Source organism: Paenibacillus fonticola DSM 21315 (assembly GCF_000381905.1).
Lineage (GTDB): Bacteria > Bacillota > Bacilli > Paenibacillales > Paenibacillaceae > Fontibacillus > Fontibacillus fonticola.
Map to the genome: position 1 here is coordinate 46530 of NZ_KB907252.1, position 21537 is coordinate 68066.

Consider the following 21537-nt stretch of genomic DNA (forward strand, 5'->3'; position numbering starts at 1 on the left):
TTACTTACTTTATGCTTTCTTTACGCTTGCTTGCTTTCCGCTTGCTTGTTTGCTTGCTTGCAAGCTAATACTTGCGGCTGCTGATCTCCCGCTCCGCCGTCACTTCCGTAAACACGCTCTCCGGGGTAACGATCCGCTTGGGCAGGGTACGGCCTTCCATGATTTCATTCACCGCCTGCATCAGATTTGGGCCGAGCAGCGGGTTGCATTCGACCACACAGTTGATTTTGCCCTCGATTAGCTGCTCCAGCGCCTTGCGCGTCCCATCCACGGAGACGATAACGATATCCTTGCCCGGCTGCAGGCCGTATTCCTCCATCGCCTCGATGGCTCCAAGAGCCATATCATCATTATGCGAAAATAAAACGTCGATATCGCCGCCCAGTCGATGGAGCAGTGAACGCATCTTCTCCTTGCCCTGCTCGTGGGTGAAATCAGCATATTCACTTCCTAGAAATACAAACTTATCGGTACCCGTAATTGTATCATGGAATCCCCTGCTCCTGTCGATCGTCGGCGTCGAGCCCTCTGTCCCCTTCAGCTCCACGATCCCGATTGGTCCGGTGTTGGCCGCCATTTTATCCAGCACGTACTTCCCGGCCTTCTGCCCTTCCTCATATAGATCCGACCCGATCAATGTCACGTATTGCGAGGCGTCGGCTGTGTCCACTGCCCGGTCAAGGATGATGACTGGAATGCCCGCTTCTTGGATTTCCCCCAGAATGCCCTCCCAGCCAGATTGGACGACCGGAGCGATAGCGATGACATCGACCTTCTGCCGGATGAAGCTGCGGATCGCCTCAAATTGCTTGCTCTGCGACTGCTCGGCATTGTCGAAGATCAGCGTAATGCCCGCTTCCTTCGCCGCCTCCTTCACAGACTGGCTGTTGGCGTTACGCCAGTCGCTCTCCGAGCCAAGCTGCGAGAAGCCAAGCACGATCGGACGGGATGGCATGACGGTGCCTCCAAACTGACCCTCTCTATGAGACGGCATGATTTCGGCGGACGAAAGTCTTCCGTCTAATGATAAGCCTTCTCCAGGCACGGGGCCGCCTCTTGGAATCGCCACGTCCTCTGGTGTCATGCCTCCTGCAGACCTTCCGGCTTCGCCGATCCTATTCTCATGCCTATGCGAACCAGCCGTATCCTCATTCCCCATGCGGACCTCACCGCAGCCCAACGGAAGCACCACTAGGCAGACTGCCAAGATGAGCTTCAGCAGCCGCATAGCGAGAGGCTTCGAATCCTTGCGATCCTTTTTCACCGCTCAATCCCCCTTATCGCCTTTATATCTCCTTATTTTGCAAGTCTAACATGTTTTTCGTCCATTTACAGGCAAAAGAGGATATCCAAGGACAAGATGCCTTCCCCTTGAATATCCTTCAAATTAACAGCCTCTCCCCTCAGCTGCGCTCCGCCAGACGCCGCTCCCCGAGCAGCTTTTGCAGCAGAATGAACAGCAGCAGGAGCACGCCGATAACGATTCTCGTCCACCACGAGCTCAGCGTTCCCTCAAAGCTGATGATCGTCTGAATGACACCCTGAATCATCACGCCAAAAAAAGTGCCGAAGACAAAACCTACTCCGCCAGTGAGCAGCGTGCCGCCAATGACAACCGCCGCGATGACGTCGAGCTCCATGCCGCTCGCATGCAGACCGTACCCGGAGAGCATATAGAAGGTGAACACGACGCCGGCCAGTGAAGAGCACAAGCCGCTGAAGCCGTACACCATGATTTTCGTCCGGGCGACCGGCAGACCCATCAGCAGAGCTGATTGCTCATTGCCGCCGACGGCATACGTATTGCGGCCGAACCTCGTGTAGTGGGCCACGTAAATGCCAAGCGCGACGACCAGCAATGCGATAATGACGCTGATTGAAACGAAGGTGTTCCCCGGCAGCCTGATTTTCGTCTGAGCCATCGTGGTGTAGAAGGCATTATCGATTGTAATCGTATTAATGCTGATCACATAGCACAACCCTCTAGCCAAAAACATTCCCGCCAGCGTGGCGATGAACGGCTGGATGTTGAAATAATGGATCATCGCACCCAGCGTGGTTCCGAACAGGATGCCAAGCGACAGCACGAGCGGGATGACTATATACGGCGGCCAGCCCTGCTGCAGAAGACTCGCCGAAATCATCGTCGTTAGCGCAATCATCGAGCCGACGGACAGGTCGATCCCCCCTGACACGATAACAAAGGTCATCCCAACAGCAGCAATCAGCAGGAACGAATTGTCGATAAGCAAATTCATCAGCACCTGAAGGGAGAAAAATCCGGTATACCTGAACGATCCGGCAGCAAAGAGCAGGATAAACAGGCCAACCGTCACAAGCAGCGGAACATATTGGCGCTTAAGCATGAGGGTTCACCTCCCGGTTCGCCGGATAATTGCCGGCTTTTCCGCGCCCACCGCGTCCGCGGAGCAGCCCCCGGAATTTATCCGATTGGACCAGGCAGACGGCAAGCACGACGACCGCTTTGACGACAAGCGTAATTTCCGGCGGAACGCCCACCATATAAATCGTGGTCGTCAAGGTCTGGATAATCAGCGCGCCAATCAGCGTCCCCGTTAAATAGAACCGGCCGCCGTTCAGCGAAGTCCCGCCGATGACGACGGCCAGGATCGCATCCAGCTCATACCACAGTCCGGCATTATTCCCGTCGGCGCTGGACACATTGGAACTTAGAATAAGCCCGGCCATCCCCGCGCATAGGCCGCAGAACATATAGACGGCAAGCATGACCGTCCTTGAGCGGATTCCCGCCAGACGGCTCGCCGTCGGCTTGCAGCCGACCGATTCGATGAACAGGCCCAGCGCCGTTTTCCGCGTCAGCAGTGAAGCGGCCGCAAACATGACGGCCACGATAAAGATCGAAAAGGGCAGGGTGAACAATGAACCAGCACCGATATATTGATATTTCGGACTGAGCACGGTGATGATTTGCCCGTTCGTGATCAGTTGGGCGATCCCCCGGCCGGCGACCATCAGAATGAGCGTCGCAATGATCGGCTGAATGCCGAAGCCCGCCACTAGCAAGCCGTTCCACAGCCCGAGCAATGCAGACAATAGAAGGGCGCTCGCGACGGCTATCAGTATGGTCATAAGTGCATTCTGGTCGGCACTGCGGCTAATGCTGAGGCAGGCCATGGCTCCCGTAATGGCCACGACCGAGCCGACCGACAGGTCAATGCCGCTCGTCGCAATCACTAGTGTCATTCCTATGGCTACCAGGATCAGCGGCGAGCCGAAGTTGAGAATATCGATAAGGCTGCCGTACAGATGGCCGTCCCTCATTTTGATGGAGAAGAAATCCGGCGAATAAATGAGATTAAATAGCAGCAAACCGGCCAACACGCATAACGGCCAAAACAAACGATGCTTGATCATCTTTGCTCCCCCCCTGCTATCGCCTGCATAACTTCCGACTGTCTTGCTGCTCCGCCTTGTATTTCCTGCACCTTGCGGCGATCCCGCATAATGGCCACGCGATCGCTCACCCGCAGCACTTCCTCCAGCTCGGAGGATATGAACAGGACGGACATTCCCTTCTCCGCCAAAGTGACCACGAGCTTCTGGATTTCCGCTTTGGCCCCAACGTCGATGCCTCTTGTCGGTTCATCCAGAATCAACAGGCCAGGCTCTGTGAGCAGCCAGCGCGCCAGCAGCACCTTCTGCTGATTGCCACCGCTCAAGTGGCGGATAAGCTGCTCGGGTGCCGGAGGATTGATATTCAATAAGCGGATATACTCTTCGGCGATCTCATCCTGACGCTTGCGGGAAATTGCGCGGAACCAGCCCTTTGTCGCCTGAAGGGCGAGGATAATATTCTCCCTCACAGTCAAATCGTCGATAATGCCCTCCGTCTTTCGATTCTCCGAGCAAAAAGCGATCCCCAGGTCTATGGCTTGCCGCGGGCTGGACATCATTCCTCTGTACCCGCCTAGCTGGACATGACCTTCATCAGCGCGATCCGCACCGAACAGCAGCCTGGCGAGCTCCGTGCGTCCCGAGCCGAGCAGTCCTGCAATGCCTACAATCTCGCCTTTATGAATGCGAATATCAAACGGTTCAATCGAACCCCGCTTGCCAAGGCGGCTCGCCTCCAGCAGGATCTCAGCGCACCGCTCTGCCCCCTCGCCGGACTGCTTGGGCAGCTGCTCGAGCAGTGAAAGCTCCTTGCCGATCATTTTCGCTACCAGCTCTATACGGGGAAGATCCTGCGCCATGTATTCCCCAACAAATTCTCCATTACGGAGAATGGTTATTCGATCTGAAATTTCATACACCTGGTCCAGAAAATGCGTTACGAACAAAATCGCCAACCCTTCGCTTTTCAATTTGCGCATGATCTTGAACAGCTGGGCAACCTCGCTTTGATCAAGGCTCGAGGTCGGCTCATCCAGTATAAGCACCTGGGCCGAGACGCTTAAGGCCCGAGCGATGGCTATTAATTGTTGAACCGCTACCGAATAGGATTGAAGTGTTCGCGTGACATCAATATGCAAATGCAATCTGTCCTGCAAGAGCCGCTCCGCATTCCGGTTCATTTCCTTCCAGCGGATACGCCCCAAGCTACGGGGCTCATTACCAATATATATGTTCTCGGCAACCGACAGATTAGGACATAAATTCACTTCCTGGTACACCGTGCTAATCCCAGCTTGCTTGGCCTCCTGCGGGTTGTGAACCGCAATCGTCTGGCCGTTCATATCAACTCTGCCTGCATCGATGGTGTACACCCCCGTGAGCACCTTGATCAGCGTCGACTTGCCTGCGCCATTCTCGCCCATGAGCGCATGAACTTCTCCCGGGAATAACCGGAAGTTTACGCCGGACAATGCCTTGACGCCGGGGAACTGCTTATGGATGCCAGTCATTCGTAACATAGGTTCGTTCTCTATCATTTGCACAGTCCTCTCCCTTCCATAGTAAGCAGCTCCGGACGCTTGGCCAGGCCAATTGTCCGGAGCCCCATTTTTCCTTGCCATCCCCGTCAGTACTGGCGGTTCGGCAGCTCCCGCTTCGCATCCTCCGAGGTGAACACACCTTCTACCGTAACAATCCGTTTAGCCACATCCTTGCCGTCTACCACGTCGCGTACCGCATCCATCAATTGCGGGCCGAGCAGCGGATTGCACTCGACGATAAAGTTGATTTTGCCTTCGCTCGCTGCGACGAATCCGTCCTTTACGCCGTCAACGGTAATGATGATGATGTCCTCGCCGGGCTTCAGGCCTGCGGCCTCAATCGCCTGAATCGCGCCCAATCCCATATCGTCGTTGTGTGCGTACAGCACGTCGATCTTCTTATGCGCCTTCAGGAACGCCTGCATGACTTCCTTCCCTTTAGCCCGCGTGAAATCGCCCGTCTGGGAAGCGATCACCTTCAGCTTCGGATTGAATGCGATCTCCTCGGCAAAGCCCTTCTGCCGGTCGATGGCCGGTGCTGAACCCGTTGTACCCTGCAACTCTACGATGTTGATCTCTTCCTCGGTATCCTTGTATTGTTCGACCAGCCATTTGCCTGCGCTGCGCCCTTCCTCGACGAAATCGGAACCGATAAATGTTTCATATAGAGACGTATCTTTGGAATCCACCGCACGGTCCGTCAGAATCACCGGGATGCCAGCATCCTTCGCTTCCTTTAAAACGGTATCCCAGCCCGACTCAACGACCGGGGAGAAGGCGATCACATCCACCTTTTGCTGAATGAAGTTGCGGATCGCTTTAATCTGGTTCTCCTGCTTCTGCTGCGCATCGGAGAACTTGAGCTCGATTCCGGCCTCCTTCGCCGCATCCTGGATCGATTTCGTATTGGCCGTCCTCCATCCGCTCTCCGCCCCGACCTGCGAGAAGCCCAGTGTAATTTTCCGGTCGCTGGCATTCTCCTTGTTCACCGCCGGATCTTGGCCGGACTGGCTTACCGCTGGCTGCTGGGCATCCCCGCCGCCATTGCCGCTGCCATTTCCCCCAGCGCTTCCGCCGCCGCAAGCCGCGGACATCAGCAGCATCAGCGCGGCCGCAACTATAATTCCTGATTTCCTGAATACCTTCATTGTGTATCCTCCCCTTTTGCTCATCACCAATTTGAATGGCGTGACCCGATTATAAAACGCTTCCAAAACAGGAGGATATGGAGTTTCATCGCGGCTTGATGCGATTTTTTTTGCATTATTGGCGGCCGGCTCGCCTTTTGTTTGTTTTCTTGTCAAGATGGTTCAATTTTTTATTATCGATTGCGTTTTTATGGGGGATCATTCATAATTTAATTTACATTATTTATAAGGAAAGGGTCCGACTTCCGATGAAGCTGATCCACTCGTTCTCCTCCAGCCTGCGGGCGAAGCTGCTTGCTATGTTCGTACTCCTGACCGTCATACCGTTAATCGCCATCGGACTGATCTCTTACCAGAAATCGTATAATACAGTGTACGAGAACAGTAAGGCTGGCGCCGTGTTAATTGCTGAGCAGCTGGCTCAGGATTTAGAGATGCTGTTTACGGATACGGGCAAGCTGCTGGAGCTAGGCAAGCATCCGCGGGTGCTGCACTTCCTCTTCTCTCAGAACGACACCTATGAAGATGCCAAAGAAGTGCTTAAATTGATGGATTCATATCGGCAAACCTATAAATATGAAAGCGTTCTCAACATCTCGATGATCAATTTGTACGGCCGGGGAATCAGCGAGCGTCGCGGTGTCTTCCAGCTGGATAAAAATCCGCTGCGCAATCCCCACTTTACTTTTTTGCTGCATCATCCGGATACCGTGCTCTATGTTCCGCCGCCGGATGCCAATCCGCTAGACCGGCTGGACGGCTTCGCCGAGCCGCATGCCATTTCCATCATGGCTGCCGTGAAGCAGCGGATCACGCACGAAGTCATCGGCTTCATTGTGATCGATCTGGACGATGCCGTCGTCAAGCAGTTTTGCGACAATGTCACCATCGGCGAGACGGGATTCTTCTACGTCATTGATCAGAACGGGAGGCCGATCTTTACGCCCGCGCGTTCAAGCCGGGAAATCCAGCTCCCCGCGCAGGACAATTTAACGAGCCTAGCGGCCGGCTCCATGACGAGCTACGTAGATACATCTCGGGGCAGCCCTAAATTTATCTTTACCTCGGCTTCCAAGGCCACCGGCTGGAAAATCATCGGGCAAGTGCCGCTTCAGGAGATCGTGTCCGAGGCGAATTCCATCCGGCAGCTGATCATCATTAGCGTCATCTTAAGCATCGTGTTTGCGGTGTCGCTTCATTTTTTCATCTCATCCAGACTCACTAGACCTCTCCAATTGTTGAAAAATAAAATGCGGCTGGCTGCTTCCGGCTTCCTGGAATCGAAGGTCGCTCCTACAGGCAATGACGAAATCGCCGATCTCGGCCAAAGCTTCAACATTATGCTAAGCAAAATCAAGACACTGCTCGAGCAGAATATCCGGGAGCAGGAAGAAATGAAAAAGGCCGAGCTCCGGGCGCTGCAGGCGCAAATCAATCCGCATTTTCTGTATAACACGCTGGATTCGATTCTTTGGATGGCCGAGGCCGGCAAGACCGATAAAGTGATCCGCCTGGTCGAGTCACTCTCCCGTTTGTTCCGGATCAGTCTGAGCAAAGGTAAGGACTGGATCAGCCTGGAGAAGGAAATCGAGCATGTGCACAGTTACTTGATTATTCAACAAATGCGTTATCGCGATATTCTCGAATACGAGATCGCGGCAGAGCCGCATCTTCTCAGCGCTCCGACCTTGAAAATGCTGCTTCAGCCTATCGTGGAAAACGCGCTTTACCACGGAATCAAGAACAAGCGGGGCAAGGGCCTTATTCAGATTAGCGCCCGTGCCGCAGACGGCGGGGAGATGGAGCTCCGAGTTCAGGATAACGGCTGCGGAATGAACGCGTACAAGCTTGGACAGCTGCGCGCCAATTTGGCGAATCAACGGCTTCCGGCTGAAACCGGCGAGGAGGTCTCCGGCGGCTTCGGACTGCACAACGTACAGCAGCGAATCCGGCTGTATTACGGACAGCAGTACGGCGTTCAGGTCGACAGCAGTGAAGGAGAAGGTACGACCGTAACGATGCGAATTCCGATGAGGGGACGTGATTAAGCAATGAAGAAGGTATTTCTAGTCGATGACGAAATTCTGATCCGGGAGACGATCCGGGACTGCGTCCATTGGGAGCAGGAAGGCTTCCTCTACTGCGGCGATGCCTCGGACGGCGAGGTCGCGCTGCCGCTGATCGAGGAGCTTCATCCGGACATTCTGATCACCGACATTAAGATGCCTTTCATGAACGGCTTGGAGCTGTGCACTCTCGTCCGCCAGCGTATGCCGGATATCAAAATCATCATTCTGAGCGGACACGGCGAATTCGAGTACGCCCGGAGCGCCCTCAGCATCGGAATCGAGGAATACTGCCTGAAGCCGATCAGCTCTGCGGATTTGACCAGCCTGCTGCGGAGTGTCAGCCGAAAGATCGATAAGGAACGCAGCGAGCAGGCGCAGCTTGAACGTCTCCGGCGGAACGAGAGCATGGGCAGGGTGCAATCCCGGGCAAAGCTGCTGGACGATCTATGCAGCGGCTTCCTCACAACACCGGAGGCGCTGCATGCCGCGTCCCAGCTCGAGGTGCCCCTGGTCGCCCGTTATTATGCGGTCGTGGTGATGGATCTGCGCGAAGCCGATGACCCGGCAGGCGCACACGTGCCGGAGCAACAGACCGCCGGTGAAATGACCAGTGCCAGGACCCGTGCCGCTGAAGGCCTTGAGACAGGAACCAAAGAGGATGCGCCGGAGGGACTGTTCCTTGATGCTAGGCTCCTGCTCGGGCAGGCTGCAGAGCTAAGCACGGTGAATAGGCAACTAATGCAGCAAATCAGTGCCTGGGAGGAGGACACAGCTCTCCCCTTCCGCCAGAGCCGGACAAAGACCGGCTGGATTGTCAAAGGCGATACGGTCGATACCCTGAACGAGCGGATCGAGCCGTTCCGAAGGCTGCAAGAGAACGCGGCCGAACATGCCCGCAGCTGTGTCATGGCGGTCGGTATCGGCTCGATTCAGGATCGGCTGCAGGGCGTTCATCTGTCTTGTCTGGAAGCGGAGGAGGATATGCACTGGCAGCGGCTGTCCCGGCAGAACCGCCGAAATTTATGGGAGGCCACCCGCAGTACCTTGCACAGAAACATTTTTCTGGACCGGCAGGCCTTCATCGGATTTCTAAAGGTCGGCTCTCCCCCGGAAACGCCAGGCTTCATCAGGGATTTTGCAGCGGTGCTGCAGCCTATTGACTGGAACACCTCATTGATCGGTTACTACATTCTCAACGACATCACACTGGAAGTCATTCGCACGGCGGAGGAGCTGTACCGCCAGCCCGAGTCTCCTGACAGCTTCCTTCGGCCGTTTCAGAGCGACATTGAGTCAATCCGAGACTGGGAGGATGCGTGCGCTTATCTGACCCGGCTGGCAGAACAGTTCTGGCTCTGGCGCACCCGCTCCTCCGACCGCTACGCCCACCTGCTCGTCCAGGTCAAGGCGTACATTCAAGCCAACTATGACAAGGACCATATTTCTCTACAGGATGCGGCTGATTATGTGAATGTAAGCCCGAGCCATCTCAGTAAAATATTCAGCCAGGAAACGGGACAGACGTTCATCGAATTCCTGACCCAGACCCGGATTCGCAAAGCGATGGAGCTGCTGCACTCCACGCAGGCCAAAACGTATGAAATCGCCTTTCGGGTGGGTTATAGCGATCCGCATTATTTTTCTAATCTATTTAAGCGAACTACCGGGATGACCACGACGCAATTCCGCAGGAAGGGAACGCTCCCTGCAGCGTTGCACCGGGCAGAAGGAGCAGCAGATGAGAGCAGCCAGACAATTTCTTTATAGCCAGGTCCTGCCAGTCGCAATAATGCTGTTTAGCTGCTTGGTCTTTGCAGGCTGCCAATCTGCCGCGACTACGGAATCCAAATCACCGTCCATCAAAGTTGCTGCTGCGAGCGAAGATGAAGGGCCAAGCTATACCTTCGGCATCATATATCCGGTTGCGCATCTGTTTTATGAGGAGATTACCCGTTTGACGGAGGAGGCGGCAGCTCCTCATTCCATTCGGCTTATCGTGAAAGCGCCGGAAAGCTTCAGTGCCGACCAGCAGATCCATATGATGGAGACAATGATCCAGCAGCAGGTTGATGCCATCGCCATTGCTCCAATCGATGCGGCCGCCCTTGCTCCGGTCATTGACAGGGCGGTTGAGGCCGGAATTCCAGTCATTTGCTTCGAGTCGGACTCGCCGGGAAGCCGGCGGCTCTCTTTGATCGGTACGGATAACGTCAAGGCCGGGGAGCAAATGGGCCAAGTCATCCAGCAGCTGCACAACAACAAAGGTATGCTTCTCATTGAATCCGGCGTGAAGAGCATGAAAGTGAATCAGGAGCGTCTCGAAGGCTTGCTCCGGTATTTGCAGGATCACACGAATATTCAAGTGCTTGAAATCCGCTACCACGGAGGAAATAGCGACAAAGCTTTATCCGATTTGGAACAAATGATCGACGATCACCCGCATTTCGATTCGTTAGTGTCGATCGATTTGATCTCCAGCTCAACTTCTGTGCTCGTCTGGAAGGCCAAAGGCTTGAACCGGTTTGCACTCTCTTTCAACATGACCCCGGAAATGAAAGAAGCAATCCGCAACGGACAGATCACCTCCGTCATTTCCCAGCATGAACAGGACTGGGGGCATCTGCTCATCAAGCATCTGCTGCGGGCAGCCGAGGGCGAGCCTATTCCTCCCTTCGTCGACACCGATACCCAAGTTGTACAGAGCCTGTCATCGGAATGAAACATGGCTGTATTATAATCGGATAACAGAACTATTGTTTGGATGGATTGATGAATGAGAACTTGAATAGGGGCGTATTTATGACAAATAACTACAAAATAGCCATTATCGGCGGGACAGGAAAAGTAGGACGCCATATCGCCGCAGCTGCGCTGCGAAAAGGTTATCAGGTTCGCATGCTCGTAAGAAATCCCCGGAAACTGGACGGCCAAGATGACAGAATCGAAATTCTGCAGGGCAATGTGGAAAATAGAGATCATATACGACAGCTGCTCCAGGATTGTGATGTTGTGGTGAACGCTTTTGGCCAACCGCCAGGAGATGTGCCGCTTTATAGCTCCGTAACCAGCATAGTTCTCAAAGTAATGAACGAGCTGGAAATCAGCCGTTATATCGGTGTAACAGGAGGCTCTCTTACTTTGGAAGGAGACCGGAAGCGATTCACGAATAAAGTCGGTGCGCTGCTGTTCAGAATCTTTTTCCCAGCGATGATCAAAGACAAGCAGAAGGAAGCGGCCATCATCCAACAATACTGCAATATCGAATGGACGCTGATCCGGCTGCCGTTCGTCGTCGAGGGGGCAGAAAGCGGCGCCATCAAGGTAAATCTCACCGATATGCCCGGCCTCAAAATTTCCAATCAGGACATCGCCAGCTTTATCGTCCGCCAGGCGGCAGAGGCCAAGTACATTCACAAGGCCCCTTTTATTGCTACCTAGAGATAGTAAGCTGGGGAAATAGAAAGTCCCCGGATCGTTTTCACGAAATGGGGACTCAAGTACGGCTTCAAATCCGGGTTGGCTTCGATCTTTGATTTTGATTTCGATTTGGATTTTGAATTCAACTTTGATTTGGATTTGGATTCGAATTCAACTTCGATTTTGATCCGGATTTGGCATTAAGCCAATTGCAGCAATTCCTGGATGCTCGATTGGACAACATCGATAGAGTCCGTCGGCTCAAAACGGCGCACGACCCGGCCCTGCTGATCGACCAGAAATTTTGTAAAGTTCCATTTGATCGCATCGCCTACCAGCCATTCCGGCGCTTTGTCAGACACCATCAGCTTCAGCAGCTTCGCGTTAATATCACTTTCATCAAAACCTTGGAACGGGGCCGCCTTCTTCAAATAATCGAACAAAGGATGCGCCTCCTCTCCATTAACCTCCACCTTTGCAAAAATCGGAAATTTCACGCCATAATTGATCTGGCAGAAGGACTCCGCTTCTTCATTCGTACCTGGCTCCTGTTCCCCAAACTGATTGCATGGAAAACCGATGATCTCCAGCCCTTCGGCGTGAAATTGCTCGTAAACCTTCTGCACATCGTCAAACTGGGGCGTAAATTTGCATTTGCTAGCCGTATTCATGATCAGGATCGGCCGGCCCTCCAGTTTATACAATGGGAACCGCTCTCCATTCGTCTTAAGCACGTTGAAGTCATAGATTGTTGGCATGGATTTCTGTCACCTCATGATCGTATGTATTAAATTTCAACATATAATAGATTTGCGAGAAATGCAATAAAACTGCTACCCATAACCCCTATTCACTTTGACTGCTAATCCATTGAATAACCTCTTCCAGCTTGGTGAACAAATCCGGGTCTTCCTGTTGGGCAGCAGTACGTATATAGTCCATATCGATTTGATTCATCTGTGCGGATATTAAAAAAATAGCCCATTCTTCGCTCCGTTTATCATCCCAATAGAGCGCTGCCTTCAACCGATCAAGTACCAAATCTTCAATTCCTATTACATAGCAATAGCCTTCGGGGGTAGACAGTTTCACAATCTTATCTTTAGAGCCGGCCAAGGTATCGCTGGGGATTTCAATCGGTATATCCAATTCTTTGATGTAATAATGCCTGCGACCAGCAGTGCGCTCAAATCCAAGTAGTTCAAACAATTTACGCGCCAAATCATCACGAATCATAACCAAATCAACATCTGCTGTTTTGTAACTGCCCGAAGTATAAAATTCAACAGCATGCCCTCCTACAATTACCGCGGGATCGGCTCCAACCTCATCAAGTAAAGGAGTTATTATCCCCATGGCATAGAGCTCTTTCCACGACTGACGGTTTGGATCGGTTGCCAGCTCATTTAAGAGATTCCTTGCTTTAGCCAATGTCTGCAGAAATTCCGCGCTATCCCACACAGTAGACACACTTATCCCTCCAGCCGATTCAAAATAAAACCCACTCTCTCTCACTCTTGATTTGAATCTTTCCCTCTTCAAGACTCTTCAAAAAGCGATTTCGTATACTACGCATAAGAAGAACCTTTTCTATTTCCGACCGCGGTTTCTTAGATGACGTTGTTTGAATAAAACGCATTCTCTCAAGATTTGAAGGTCGTCTGGATACTTGTTTAATATCCATCTCTCTCATTGCCCTTCACTCCTTTGGTTGCAGTTTGGTGGCTTTCGTACCGATTAGCTTGTTAATATTTAAGTTATCTTATTGCCATCCAAAAAACAACTCAGTCCTTATTTACAAGATAGACTAAGCATGCCCCCGGGAATTGTGAGTTCCTGCTTTCACCAGTCTTTACGGACATGGGAGACCTTATTTGTAGAAAAAGAGGCAGATTCGTGTGTTTACGGACACAGGATCAGCTATTTGAACATTTTCACGCGTTTTTGCTGCTGTAATGGTGGAATAGCGGAACTAGGGTCCGATAGACTGTGAAATTTGCTGATTTGGGACAAATAGCGGAAACAGGGTCCGTTGGCGGTGGATTAAAGCCGTAGAGGTGGCCGAGTGTGCTACTTGCCGCGTGCGGGACGTGCCGAGCGTGCGATGTGCTTAGCGTGCATGTACGGCGTGCGAGACATGCCGATTATGCGACGTACCGCGTGCGTGATGTACCGAGTATGCGACGTACCGTGTGCGCGATGTACCGGCGTGCGAGACGTGCCGAGTGTACGATGTACCGCGTGCGCAGACATGCCGAGTGTGCTACGTGCCGCGTGCGATGTACCGGCGTGCGAGACGTGCCGAGTGTACGATGTACCGAGTGTGCGACGTGCCGAGTGTGCGACGTGCTGCCTGTGTAACTTGTGAACGTGTGTGAACAAGCAGTGTAGGTGCGGGGCATGTGGCGATGGGGTTGCTGCATTGGGTCATGCGAGGTATAGGCTCGCACAGCGTGCAGGCGCACAATGCAAAAAAGCCCCGCTCCTTCTCCCTGCAAGCGGGAGAGGAGCGGGGCCTGCTGCCGAGCCAGAACAGCCCTAGCCCGGCAGCAGCCAGACTAAGCCATCAGCTGCTGCAGCTTGTCCAGGCTCAGCTCGGCCGTCGAAGCGAGCAGCAGGTCGGCAGCGCCGAGCTGGGCGGCGCTTCCGATGCCGACGGCCTTCATGCCGGCGGCCCGGATGGCGGCAATGCCTACCTCGGCATCCTCGACGCCGAGGCAGTTCGCCGGATCTGCACCAAGCATTTCTGCGGCCAGCAGAAATATTTCCGGATCCGGCTTGCCTTTGCGGGCACTGCCAGGGTCAGCCACCGCCTGGAACCAGGAGCTGGCGCCTAGCCGCTCCAGGATAAACGGCGCATTGTGGCTGGCCGACGCCAATCCGACCGCGATTCCCTGCTCTTGCAGGCTAACGAGCAGCTCGCGGATGCCCGGCAGCAAGTCGTCAGGCGTGATATGCTCGATCATCCGCTTATAACTGTCGTTCTTCCGCTTTGCCAGTTCCGCCTTCTCTTCGGCAGTATAGCTCCGCTCGCTGTCCTCGAGCACGATCTCCAGCGACTCCATCCGGCTGACGCCCTTCAGGCGTTCGTTTTTAGCGCGGTCGAACGGAAGGCCTAGCTCCTCAGCCAGCTCCTTCCAGGCTAGATAATGGTATTCTGCCGTATCGGTAATCACGCCGTCAAGGTCGAAGATGACGGCCTCCAGTTTTTTCACAAATGGCATTCTCACTGGTTCTCCAGGCAGCAGGTTCACAGTATGTCCTTTATGCCTGATCTCCAAGCCCTTCAAGCCATCTATACCAACTATGGCATTTATACCATCTATACCATCTTTGCCATCTTTGCCATTCATGCTGCTTATGCTCCCCGGATCATTACCTTCCAGCAGTGTATATACAACGGCCTCGCGATCAACGAAAATATCAACCCGTTGGCCACGGTTCATTACCTTAAAGCGATAACTGTCCCACTGCGCCGGCAGCTTCGGATCAAAGCTGAGCACTCCATCATACGCGCGCATGCCGCCAAAGCCGTTTACGATCGACATCCAGGAACCCGCCATCGCCGCGGTATGCAGGCCATCCTTCGCATTGCGGTTCACATCGTCGAGATCCATGCGCACCGTGCGGTCGAAATAGGAATACGCGCTGGCCAAATCCCCGATTTCCGCGGAAATAATGCTGTGAATGCATGTGGACAGCGAGGAGTCGTGTGTTGTCAGCGGCTCGTAATAATTGAAGTTGCGGATTTTATCCGCCAGGGAGAACCGGTCTCCGAGCAGGAACATCGCGAGTACTAGATCGGCCTGCTTCAGCACCTGATGGCGGTAAATCACCAGCGGGTGATAATGCAGCAGCAGCGGATATTTATCTGCCGGTGTATTTTCGAAATCCCATTTTTTCTTCGTTAAAAAGGTATCGTCCTGCGCATAAATGCCCAGTTCTTCATCGAACGGAATAAACATCTTCTCCGCTGCGTTCAGCCATCCTTCAATTTCTTCCTCCGTCAGCCCGAGCTTCCGGCACAACTGGTCGTAATCCTGCGGATACGACTCCCGCAAAAGCGCTGCCGTCTCATAAGCATAGGTCAGCTGCTCCTGTACCATCAGGTTCGTGTAAGCATTGTTGTTGACGATCGCCGTGTATTCGTCCGGCCCGGTTACGGCATCGATGCAGAAGGCCCCCGCTCGCGCCGGGTTGTAATGGCCGAGGTCCGCCCAGAAACGGGACGTCTCAAACAAAATTTCGGCCCCTTTGGCAACAAGGAATTCGATATCCCCGGTCGCCTGTACATACTGCTTCATCCCGTAAGCGATATCCGCATTGATATGCGCCTGGGCTGTGCCCGCCGGGAAGTATGCCGAGTTCTCAGCGCCGTCGATAGTCCGCCACGGGTAGAGCGCTCCCTTTTGCGACATAACGGCTGCCCGATCCCGCGCCTTATCCAGCGTGTTATAGCGAAACTCCAGCAAAGACCTGCCGATTTCGGGCTGTGTATACGTGAAGAACGGTAAAATATACATTTCCGTATCCCAAAAATAGTGACCTTCATAGCCCTCGCCGGTAAGGCCCTTGGCCCCGATGTTCGTGACGCCATCGCGGCCTGCTGATTGCAGCAGGGCAAAGGCATTGAAGCGAATTCCCTGCTGCAGCGCCACGTCGCCGTTGATCTCCACGTCGGCCCGCTGCCAGAAGCGCTCCAAATAAGCGCGCTGCTCTTCAGCCAGCAGCTCAAAGCCGCTGTCGCTCGCCTGCCGCAGCACTTCGCTGCTGCGGCGGACCAGCTCCTCCTCGGCATAATCCCGGGTCGTATGATACGAGATGTATTTGGTCAGCCGCGCGGTCTCGCCGCCTTTGAGCTGCAGATTGTATTTCGCCGACATCCGCAGCTCGTTCTGCTGCACCGACATTTCGTATCCCCAAGGGGCTTCGATGCGATGGCTGATCGCGGTGAGCAGGGCAAATTTCGTATAACGGGTACGATGCCTCATCCATAACATCGCTTTCTCATGCCCGGTCTCTTCGAGCAGCAAATTCGGCTCAGTGCGTGCTCCGCCAAGACGGGGATCGTCCGTCGCTTCCGGCTCGGCGATTTTGCCGTCCATCGCGGAAATCAGCGCGACGCTGCCCTCAAAATTCAGCGCCGTCACCTCATATTGAATCGCCGCCAAATGCTTGTGCTGCAAAGCGACCATCCGCTGAACCCGGATCAACACGCGATGTCCCGCCGGCGACTCCCACTCTACCTCGCGTTGCAAGATCCCCTTCTGCATATTCAGTTGCCGTTTGGAGCTATGCACCTTACCCGAGTGGAAATGAAACGGATGCCCCTCGACTCTCAGCTCGATCAACTGTGCGTTCGGAACATTGAGCATGGACTGGTTGCGCGACGGGTACCCGTAAGCCCCCTCCGGGTAGATAATCGGCTCGGAATCGTAGAAGCCGTTTAAGTAATTGCCGACGACCGATGTTCCCGTCTTGCCGTAATATCCTTCCTCAAAATTGCCGCGCATGCCGATATATCCGTTGCCTAGAGCAAATATGCTCTCATTTCTCTGATTGTTCTCTTCATCATAGGACTGTTCAGTAACGTACCATTCCTCATAAGGGTACAGTGCCTTCGGATGCTCATATGGCTTCATTTTCATCTCTGCCAGGCCCTCCAATTCCGTAATCATTCTCTTGTTGATTGTTGCAAGCAGGGACTAGCCCTTGACCGATCCGCCCATGAGTCCTTTGACGAAGTATTTCTGCAGCAGGAAGAAAATCGTCAGCGGCATCAGCATCGAAATGAATGCGGCCGAGGTCAGCAAATGCCAGTCATTGCCCCGTGAGCCAACGAGATCGGCAATCTTCATGGACATAACCTGCACGTTCGGCTGATTACCGATGAAAATGAGCGATACAAGGTAATCGTTCCAAACCCATAGGAACTGGAAGATCGCAATCGAAGCCAATGCCGGCACGGACAGCGGCAAAATCAACCGGCTGAAAATCGTAAAATGACTCGCGCCGTCAATAAACGCCGACTCGAACAAATCTTTAGGCAGCTGGCTGATGAAGTTATACATAAAGTACGTCACAAGCGGCAGACCAAACGCGGTATGCGCTAGCCAAATACCCAGGTAGCTGCCATTTAGGCCAAGCGCCGTGTAATCCTTCAAGATCGGAATAAGCGCAACCTGAATTGGAATAACGAGCATGGCGATAATGACGACAAATAACGTTTTACGGCCCGGGAATCGCAGCCAAGCAAAGGCGTATGCCGCGAACGAAGCGATCAGCACCGGAATAACCGTCGCCGGAACGGCGATGGTCAGCGTGTTCCAGAACGCCTGGGACAAGCCGGTTCCTTTTTGCACCGTTTCGCTGCCGTCCCCGAGCTTCAGCTTATATTCCTTCCCGGATAGGACGTTTTTGTAGTTGTCCAGCGTAAAATTAGGCTTCACTTCCCAGCCGCGCTCCTGCACATTGATCGTGCGGGCTCTGCGATTTTCCCATATCAAGCGGTGGTCGCCTTCGCTCACCCCAGCCTTCAGCTGGTCATCGCTGTAGGTTTTGCCATTGACCTCGATCGGCTCGCGCAAATCGACGTCCTTGGACAGCTGCAACGTTTCCCCGGCCTTCCATTCCTGGTGCGGGAATACCTTCCACCAGCCGGTCTGCAGAATATCCGCTGCAGGCCTGAATGAGGAGATAAACAATCCCAGCGTTGGGAGCAGCCAGATGAAGCAGATGATGCCGAGCACGACGTTGACTACGGTCTTGTTTCCTTTTCTCTTTTTACGGCCGACCATTTAGAATCCCCCCTGCTTGCGGAACTGGCGCAAATTGATAATGATTACAGGCAAGACCGCGATCAGCAGCACGATAGCCAGCGTGGAGCCGTAACCGAAGTTGCGGTACATGAAAAACTGCCGGTAGAACTGCGTCGCAACAACCTCTGTATCGTATTGACCTCCCGTCATCACCATGACGACGTCAAATATTTTCAAAGTGAATACAATAATGGTCGTGGTGACCGTCAAAATCGTCGTAGAGATATATGGAATCATAATGCCGAAGAAAATCTTTACTTCACCCGCGCCGTCCACGCGCGCCGCCTCCAAAATATCCTCAGGGACGCCCTTGATCGCAGCGGAGAAAATAACCATCGCAAATCCCGTTTGCATCCAAATCAGTATCATAATCAGGAAAAAGTTATTCCATGGCTGGAGCATACTTGTCCAGGCCTGCGGCTCACCGCCAAAAAATGTAACGACTGCGTTCAGTATCCCAATTTGTTCATCACCAGGCTGATAATAGTAAACGAACTTCCAAATGACGCCGGCGGCCACAAAGGATATCGCCATCGGCATGAAAATGATCGACTTGGCGATCTTCTCGTAGCTGCTGCGGTCAGCCAGAATCGCAATCAGCAGACCCAAGCTTACGCAGGCCAGCGTCCCGACGAACACCCACAGCAGGTTGTTGCGCAGCGCCGTCGCAAGCAGGCGGTCGGTAAAAATAGCCGCATAGTTGGCCAGACCAACGAACTTATCCGAGGAAGCATTGAAGAAGCTTAGGTAAAGCGTCCGCAATGCAGGCAGAATAAGCAGCCAGCCCAGAACGAGGGTTGCCGGACCGACGAAGATAAAGGGCAGAACTTTCCGCCGGACTTGCTCCGGGTACTGCTCCACTGCCCAGTTAAACGTATAATAAATGAGATAGACGCCGAAGACTCCCCATAACACGGCAAATACGGCCGTCAGCAGCGGATTAAGCGTCGAATCGCGGAAAAACATAAATATGGAACCGTGTACGGCGATATTGGCCAATAGTACAAGCAAGGAAAAGAGCACGGCTTTCATGCTAATTCTTGGTTTTGCTTGAGCACTCATAATAGCTCCCCCTATAAGTTTTGCGAAGCAAAACTAACTTCGTAAGCATACGCTTGTTTTGCGGAGCAAAACTGTCTTCGTAAGCCTTGAATTACTTCGTGATCAAAAGTGTCAACTTTTCAGCACCGAAGCCTAAGCTTTCGATGCACGTTTTTTCAAAACGTTTTAGGTTGCACGAACCCTGTTGCCTTTGCTTCCGATGTGAGTTTTGCTTTGCAAAACTTTTAAGAGGAGCGGAGTGTAGGGGAAGCCTACATGAGCACCTACAATGTTTCCAAAGGAAACATACTACGGAAGCATAAGCTCTTCAAGGGTGAGTGCAAGATTCGATGCCGATTAGCACCCTAAATTACTTCGTGATCAAAAGTTGATTAGACAAGAAAAGAGGAGCAGCTAGCAAACGAACCACAGTGCTCCTCTTTATCAGTTAACAACGTGTGAAAAATGATGATAATTGCAGATTAGTTATCCCACCCGGACTGAATTTGCTTCAATGCATCATCCAAGGAAGCCGTACCGCTCACGTAGTCGGTCATGCCTTTCCAGAACGTACCTGCACCAACTTTACCAGGCATCAGGTCAGATCCGTCGAAGCGGAGCGTAGATGCATCTTGTACGAGCTGCGCCATGCGGCGGTCGGATTCAGAACTGTACCAGTCGAGAGATGCGTCGTTCATTGGCGCGATTACACCGCCGGATTGAACCCAAGTTTTGATGGATTCGCCCGTCGTGAAGAATTCCAAGACCGCGCGAACTTCCGGACGATCGTTGAACATCGCGTAAATGTCGCCCGCTACAAGCACTGGCTTGCCATATTCTTCATCAATGGATGGCAGGTAGAACCAGTCGTAGTCTTCATCCACCTTAGCCGTTTCCGGGAAGAAGCTGGTGATGAAGTTGCCTTGACGGTGGAACCAGGCTTTTGGAGGATCCGTGAACATTGGACCCGGAGCGTCACCGAATGCCGTAGTTACGATCGATTTCGTACCGCCGTATACATAATCTTTATTCATCCAAATGTCAGACATGATTTCTACAGCACGCTTCACTTCAGGAGATGTGAACGGAAGCTCGCCGTTTACCCATTTGTCGTAATTCTCTGGAGTTGTAGTGCGGAGCATGATGTCCTCCACCCAGTCCGTAGCCGTCCAGCCTGTGGCTGCACCGCTCTCGATACCGATGCTCCAAGCAGGGTCGCCGTCTTTGGCAATTTGCTCGGTCAAGGCCATCAGCTCATCCCATGTCTCAGGAATTTCATAACCTGCTTCTTCAAACTGTTTCTTCGGATACCACACCAAGCTCTTCACGTTGCTGCGGTTCCAGATCCCGGCCAGAATTTTGCCGTCTTTGCCGTCCATCGTCCCCATGTCGAGCCAGCTTTGGTTATAGTTAGCTTTCAATTTGTCCTGGTCAAGAATGTTTGTTAAGTCGATGACTTTACCCGTTTTTGCGATAGAAGCCAGCAGACCCGGCTGCGGGAAGTCAGCGATATCCGGAGCATTTCCGCCGTCTACGCGGATGTTGATCGTCGCTTCGAATTCTTTGGAGCCTTCATATTGAATGTCTATGCCGGTTTTCTCCTCGAACTCTTTAATGCTGTTCTCGAACTTCACTTGGTCAGCATCCACGAACGGACCAAACATCGATACCTTCGTCCCTTTGTACTCACCCTTCAGTGCAAGCTCCAGCGGAGACAGATTCTCGTTGCTGCTGCCTTCGTTTGCCGCTCCCTGGTTGTTGCCTCCGGTCTGATTATTCGCTGGCGGCTCATTTTTCGCCGTATTGCCGCCTCCACCACAGGCGCTCAGCACCATCGTGAATGACAGCAATAGTACGAGAAGCAATGACATTTTGCGTCCTACAGCATTCTTCATTTTATGAACATCCCCTTTAGTTTAGTAAAACTTGCGTCCCTGGTTGCAGGTCTTCTTGCTAGATTCTTGTTTTTTCTTGTTTTTTCTTGTTTTTTCTTGTTTGCTTCTTGCTCGCTTTATGCCCGCTAAACGGATCATTCTATTCCAGGATCACCCCCTTAAAGAGCTTCAAATTTCGTTTCTTATGCTAAGCATATCATGATCTACATGGGTTCATAGGTTTACATTCCTCT

Annotated in this window: 15 protein-coding genes; 4 read left to right on the forward strand and 11 right to left on the reverse strand. The window is 52.9% G+C overall.

Annotated features, from left to right (window positions below; translation table 11 throughout):
- Nucleotides 1–64: 64 nt before the first annotated feature.
- From G358_RS0109610 to G358_RS0109630, 5 genes are all read right to left on the reverse strand, one after another.
- Complete coding sequence (locus G358_RS0109610) at nt 65–1264, reverse strand: ABC transporter substrate-binding protein (RefSeq protein ID WP_019637001.1); 1200 nt, start codon at nt 1262–1264, stop codon at nt 65–67.
- Nucleotides 1265–1403: 139 nt separating this feature from the next.
- Nucleotides 1404–2366: a galactofuranose ABC transporter, permease protein YjfF gene (gene yjfF / locus G358_RS0109615; RefSeq protein ID WP_019637002.1), complete on the reverse strand. Its 963-nt coding sequence runs from the start codon at nt 2364–2366 to the stop codon at nt 1404–1406.
- On the reverse strand, nt 2359–3396 hold the full coding sequence (locus tag G358_RS0109620; RefSeq protein ID WP_019637003.1) for an ABC transporter permease: 1038 nt from the start codon (nt 3394–3396) through the stop codon (nt 2359–2361). Before G358_RS0109620 ends, yjfF begins: the two co-directional genes overlap by 8 nt.
- Entirely contained in the window at nt 3393–4913 is a 1521-nt protein-coding gene (locus tag G358_RS0109625) for a sugar ABC transporter ATP-binding protein (protein ID WP_019637004.1), read from the reverse strand. The genes G358_RS0109620 and G358_RS0109625 overlap by 4 nt, the downstream gene beginning before the upstream one ends.
- 89 nt (nt 4914–5002) lie before the next feature.
- Entirely contained in the window at nt 5003–6064 is a 1062-nt protein-coding gene (locus tag G358_RS0109630; protein WP_019637005.1) for an ABC transporter substrate-binding protein, read from the reverse strand.
- Nucleotides 6065–6312: 248 nt separating this feature from the next.
- On the opposite strand from G358_RS0109630, the gene G358_RS0109635 reads away from it, so the two are divergent.
- The 4 genes from G358_RS0109635 (at nt 6313) to G358_RS0109650 (ending at nt 11571) form a co-directional block, all read left to right on the forward strand.
- Entirely contained in the window at nt 6313–8112 is a 1800-nt protein-coding gene (locus G358_RS0109635; RefSeq protein ID WP_026342172.1) for a cache domain-containing sensor histidine kinase, read from the forward strand.
- A gap of 3 nt (nt 8113–8115) precedes the next feature.
- Nucleotides 8116–9900 (forward strand): response regulator, encoded by a 1785-nt coding sequence (locus G358_RS29800; RefSeq protein WP_019637007.1) that lies wholly within the window; start codon nt 8116–8118, stop codon nt 9898–9900.
- Nucleotides 9872–10852: a sugar ABC transporter substrate-binding protein gene (locus G358_RS0109645; RefSeq protein WP_019637008.1), complete on the forward strand. Its 981-nt coding sequence runs from the start codon at nt 9872–9874 to the stop codon at nt 10850–10852. Before G358_RS29800 ends, G358_RS0109645 begins: the two co-directional genes overlap by 29 nt.
- Nucleotides 10853–10932: 80 nt before the next feature.
- The gene (locus tag G358_RS0109650; RefSeq protein WP_019637009.1) at nt 10933–11571 is read left to right on the forward strand and encodes an NAD(P)-dependent oxidoreductase; all 639 of its coding nucleotides are present in this window, start codon (nt 10933–10935) and stop codon (nt 11569–11571) included.
- Nucleotides 11572–11750: 179 nt separating this feature from the next.
- Here G358_RS0109650 and G358_RS0109660 read toward each other — a convergent pair whose 3' ends face one another.
- The 6 genes from G358_RS0109660 to G358_RS0109690 all read right to left on the reverse strand — a co-directional run bounded on the left by G358_RS0109660 (nt 11751) and on the right by G358_RS0109690 (nt 21304).
- Complete coding sequence (locus G358_RS0109660; protein WP_019637011.1) at nt 11751–12308, reverse strand: glutathione peroxidase; 558 nt, start codon at nt 12306–12308, stop codon at nt 11751–11753.
- An 88-nt stretch (nt 12309–12396) separates the two neighbouring features.
- The gene (locus tag G358_RS29805) at nt 12397–13020 is read right to left on the reverse strand and encodes a hypothetical protein (protein WP_019637012.1); all 624 of its coding nucleotides are present in this window, start codon (nt 13018–13020) and stop codon (nt 12397–12399) included.
- Nucleotides 13021–14108: 1088 nt separating this feature from the next.
- Complete coding sequence (gene pgmB / locus G358_RS0109675; protein WP_026342173.1) at nt 14109–17198, reverse strand: beta-phosphoglucomutase; 3090 nt, start codon at nt 17196–17198, stop codon at nt 14109–14111.
- Nucleotides 17199–17255: 57 nt separating this feature from the next.
- On the reverse strand, nt 17256–18347 hold the full coding sequence (locus G358_RS0109680) for a carbohydrate ABC transporter permease (RefSeq protein WP_019637015.1): 1092 nt from the start codon (nt 18345–18347) through the stop codon (nt 17256–17258).
- Entirely contained in the window at nt 18348–19430 is a 1083-nt protein-coding gene (locus G358_RS0109685; RefSeq protein WP_019637016.1) for a carbohydrate ABC transporter permease, read from the reverse strand.
- A 461-nt stretch (nt 19431–19891) separates the two neighbouring features.
- On the reverse strand, nt 19892–21304 hold the full coding sequence (locus G358_RS0109690; protein WP_019637017.1) for an ABC transporter substrate-binding protein: 1413 nt from the start codon (nt 21302–21304) through the stop codon (nt 19892–19894).
- Between the last annotated feature and the right edge of the window lie 233 nt (nt 21305–21537).

What these genes read in the sequence shown, in the direction of transcription:
- yjfF (WP_019637002.1), bottom strand. Translation starts at nt 2,366, where the DNA reads ATGCTTAAGCGCCAATATGTTCCGCTGCTTGTGACGGTTGGCCTGTTT.
- G358_RS0109620 (WP_019637003.1), bottom strand. Translation starts at nt 3,396, where the DNA reads ATGATCAAGCATCGTTTGTTTTGGCCGTTATGCGTGTTGGCCGGTTTG.
- G358_RS0109625 (WP_019637004.1), bottom strand. Translation starts at nt 4,913, where the DNA reads ATGATAGAGAACGAACCTATGTTACGAATGACTGGCATCCATAAGCAG.
- G358_RS0109630 (WP_019637005.1), bottom strand. Translation starts at nt 6,064, where the DNA reads ATGAAGGTATTCAGGAAATCAGGAATTATAGTTGCGGCCGCGCTGATG.
- G358_RS0109635 (WP_026342172.1), top strand. Translation starts at nt 6,313, where the DNA reads ATGAAGCTGATCCACTCGTTCTCCTCCAGCCTGCGGGCGAAGCTGCTT.
- G358_RS29800 (WP_019637007.1), top strand. Translation starts at nt 8,116, where the DNA reads ATGAAGAAGGTATTTCTAGTCGATGACGAAATTCTGATCCGGGAGACG.
- G358_RS0109645 (WP_019637008.1), top strand. Translation starts at nt 9,872, where the DNA reads ATGAGAGCAGCCAGACAATTTCTTTATAGCCAGGTCCTGCCAGTCGCA.
- G358_RS0109650 (WP_019637009.1), top strand. Translation starts at nt 10,933, where the DNA reads ATGACAAATAACTACAAAATAGCCATTATCGGCGGGACAGGAAAAGTA.
- G358_RS0109660 (WP_019637011.1), bottom strand. Translation starts at nt 12,308, where the DNA reads ATGCCAACAATCTATGACTTCAACGTGCTTAAGACGAATGGAGAGCGG.
- pgmB (WP_026342173.1), bottom strand. Translation starts at nt 17,198, where the DNA reads ATGAAAATGAAGCCATATGAGCATCCGAAGGCACTGTACCCTTATGAG.
- G358_RS0109680 (WP_019637015.1), bottom strand. Translation starts at nt 18,347, where the DNA reads ATGGTCGGCCGTAAAAAGAGAAAAGGAAACAAGACCGTAGTCAACGTC.
- G358_RS0109685 (WP_019637016.1), bottom strand. Translation starts at nt 19,430, where the DNA reads ATGAGTGCTCAAGCAAAACCAAGAATTAGCATGAAAGCCGTGCTCTTT.
- G358_RS0109690 (WP_019637017.1), bottom strand. Translation starts at nt 21,304, where the DNA reads ATGAAGAATGCTGTAGGACGCAAAATGTCATTGCTTCTCGTACTATTG.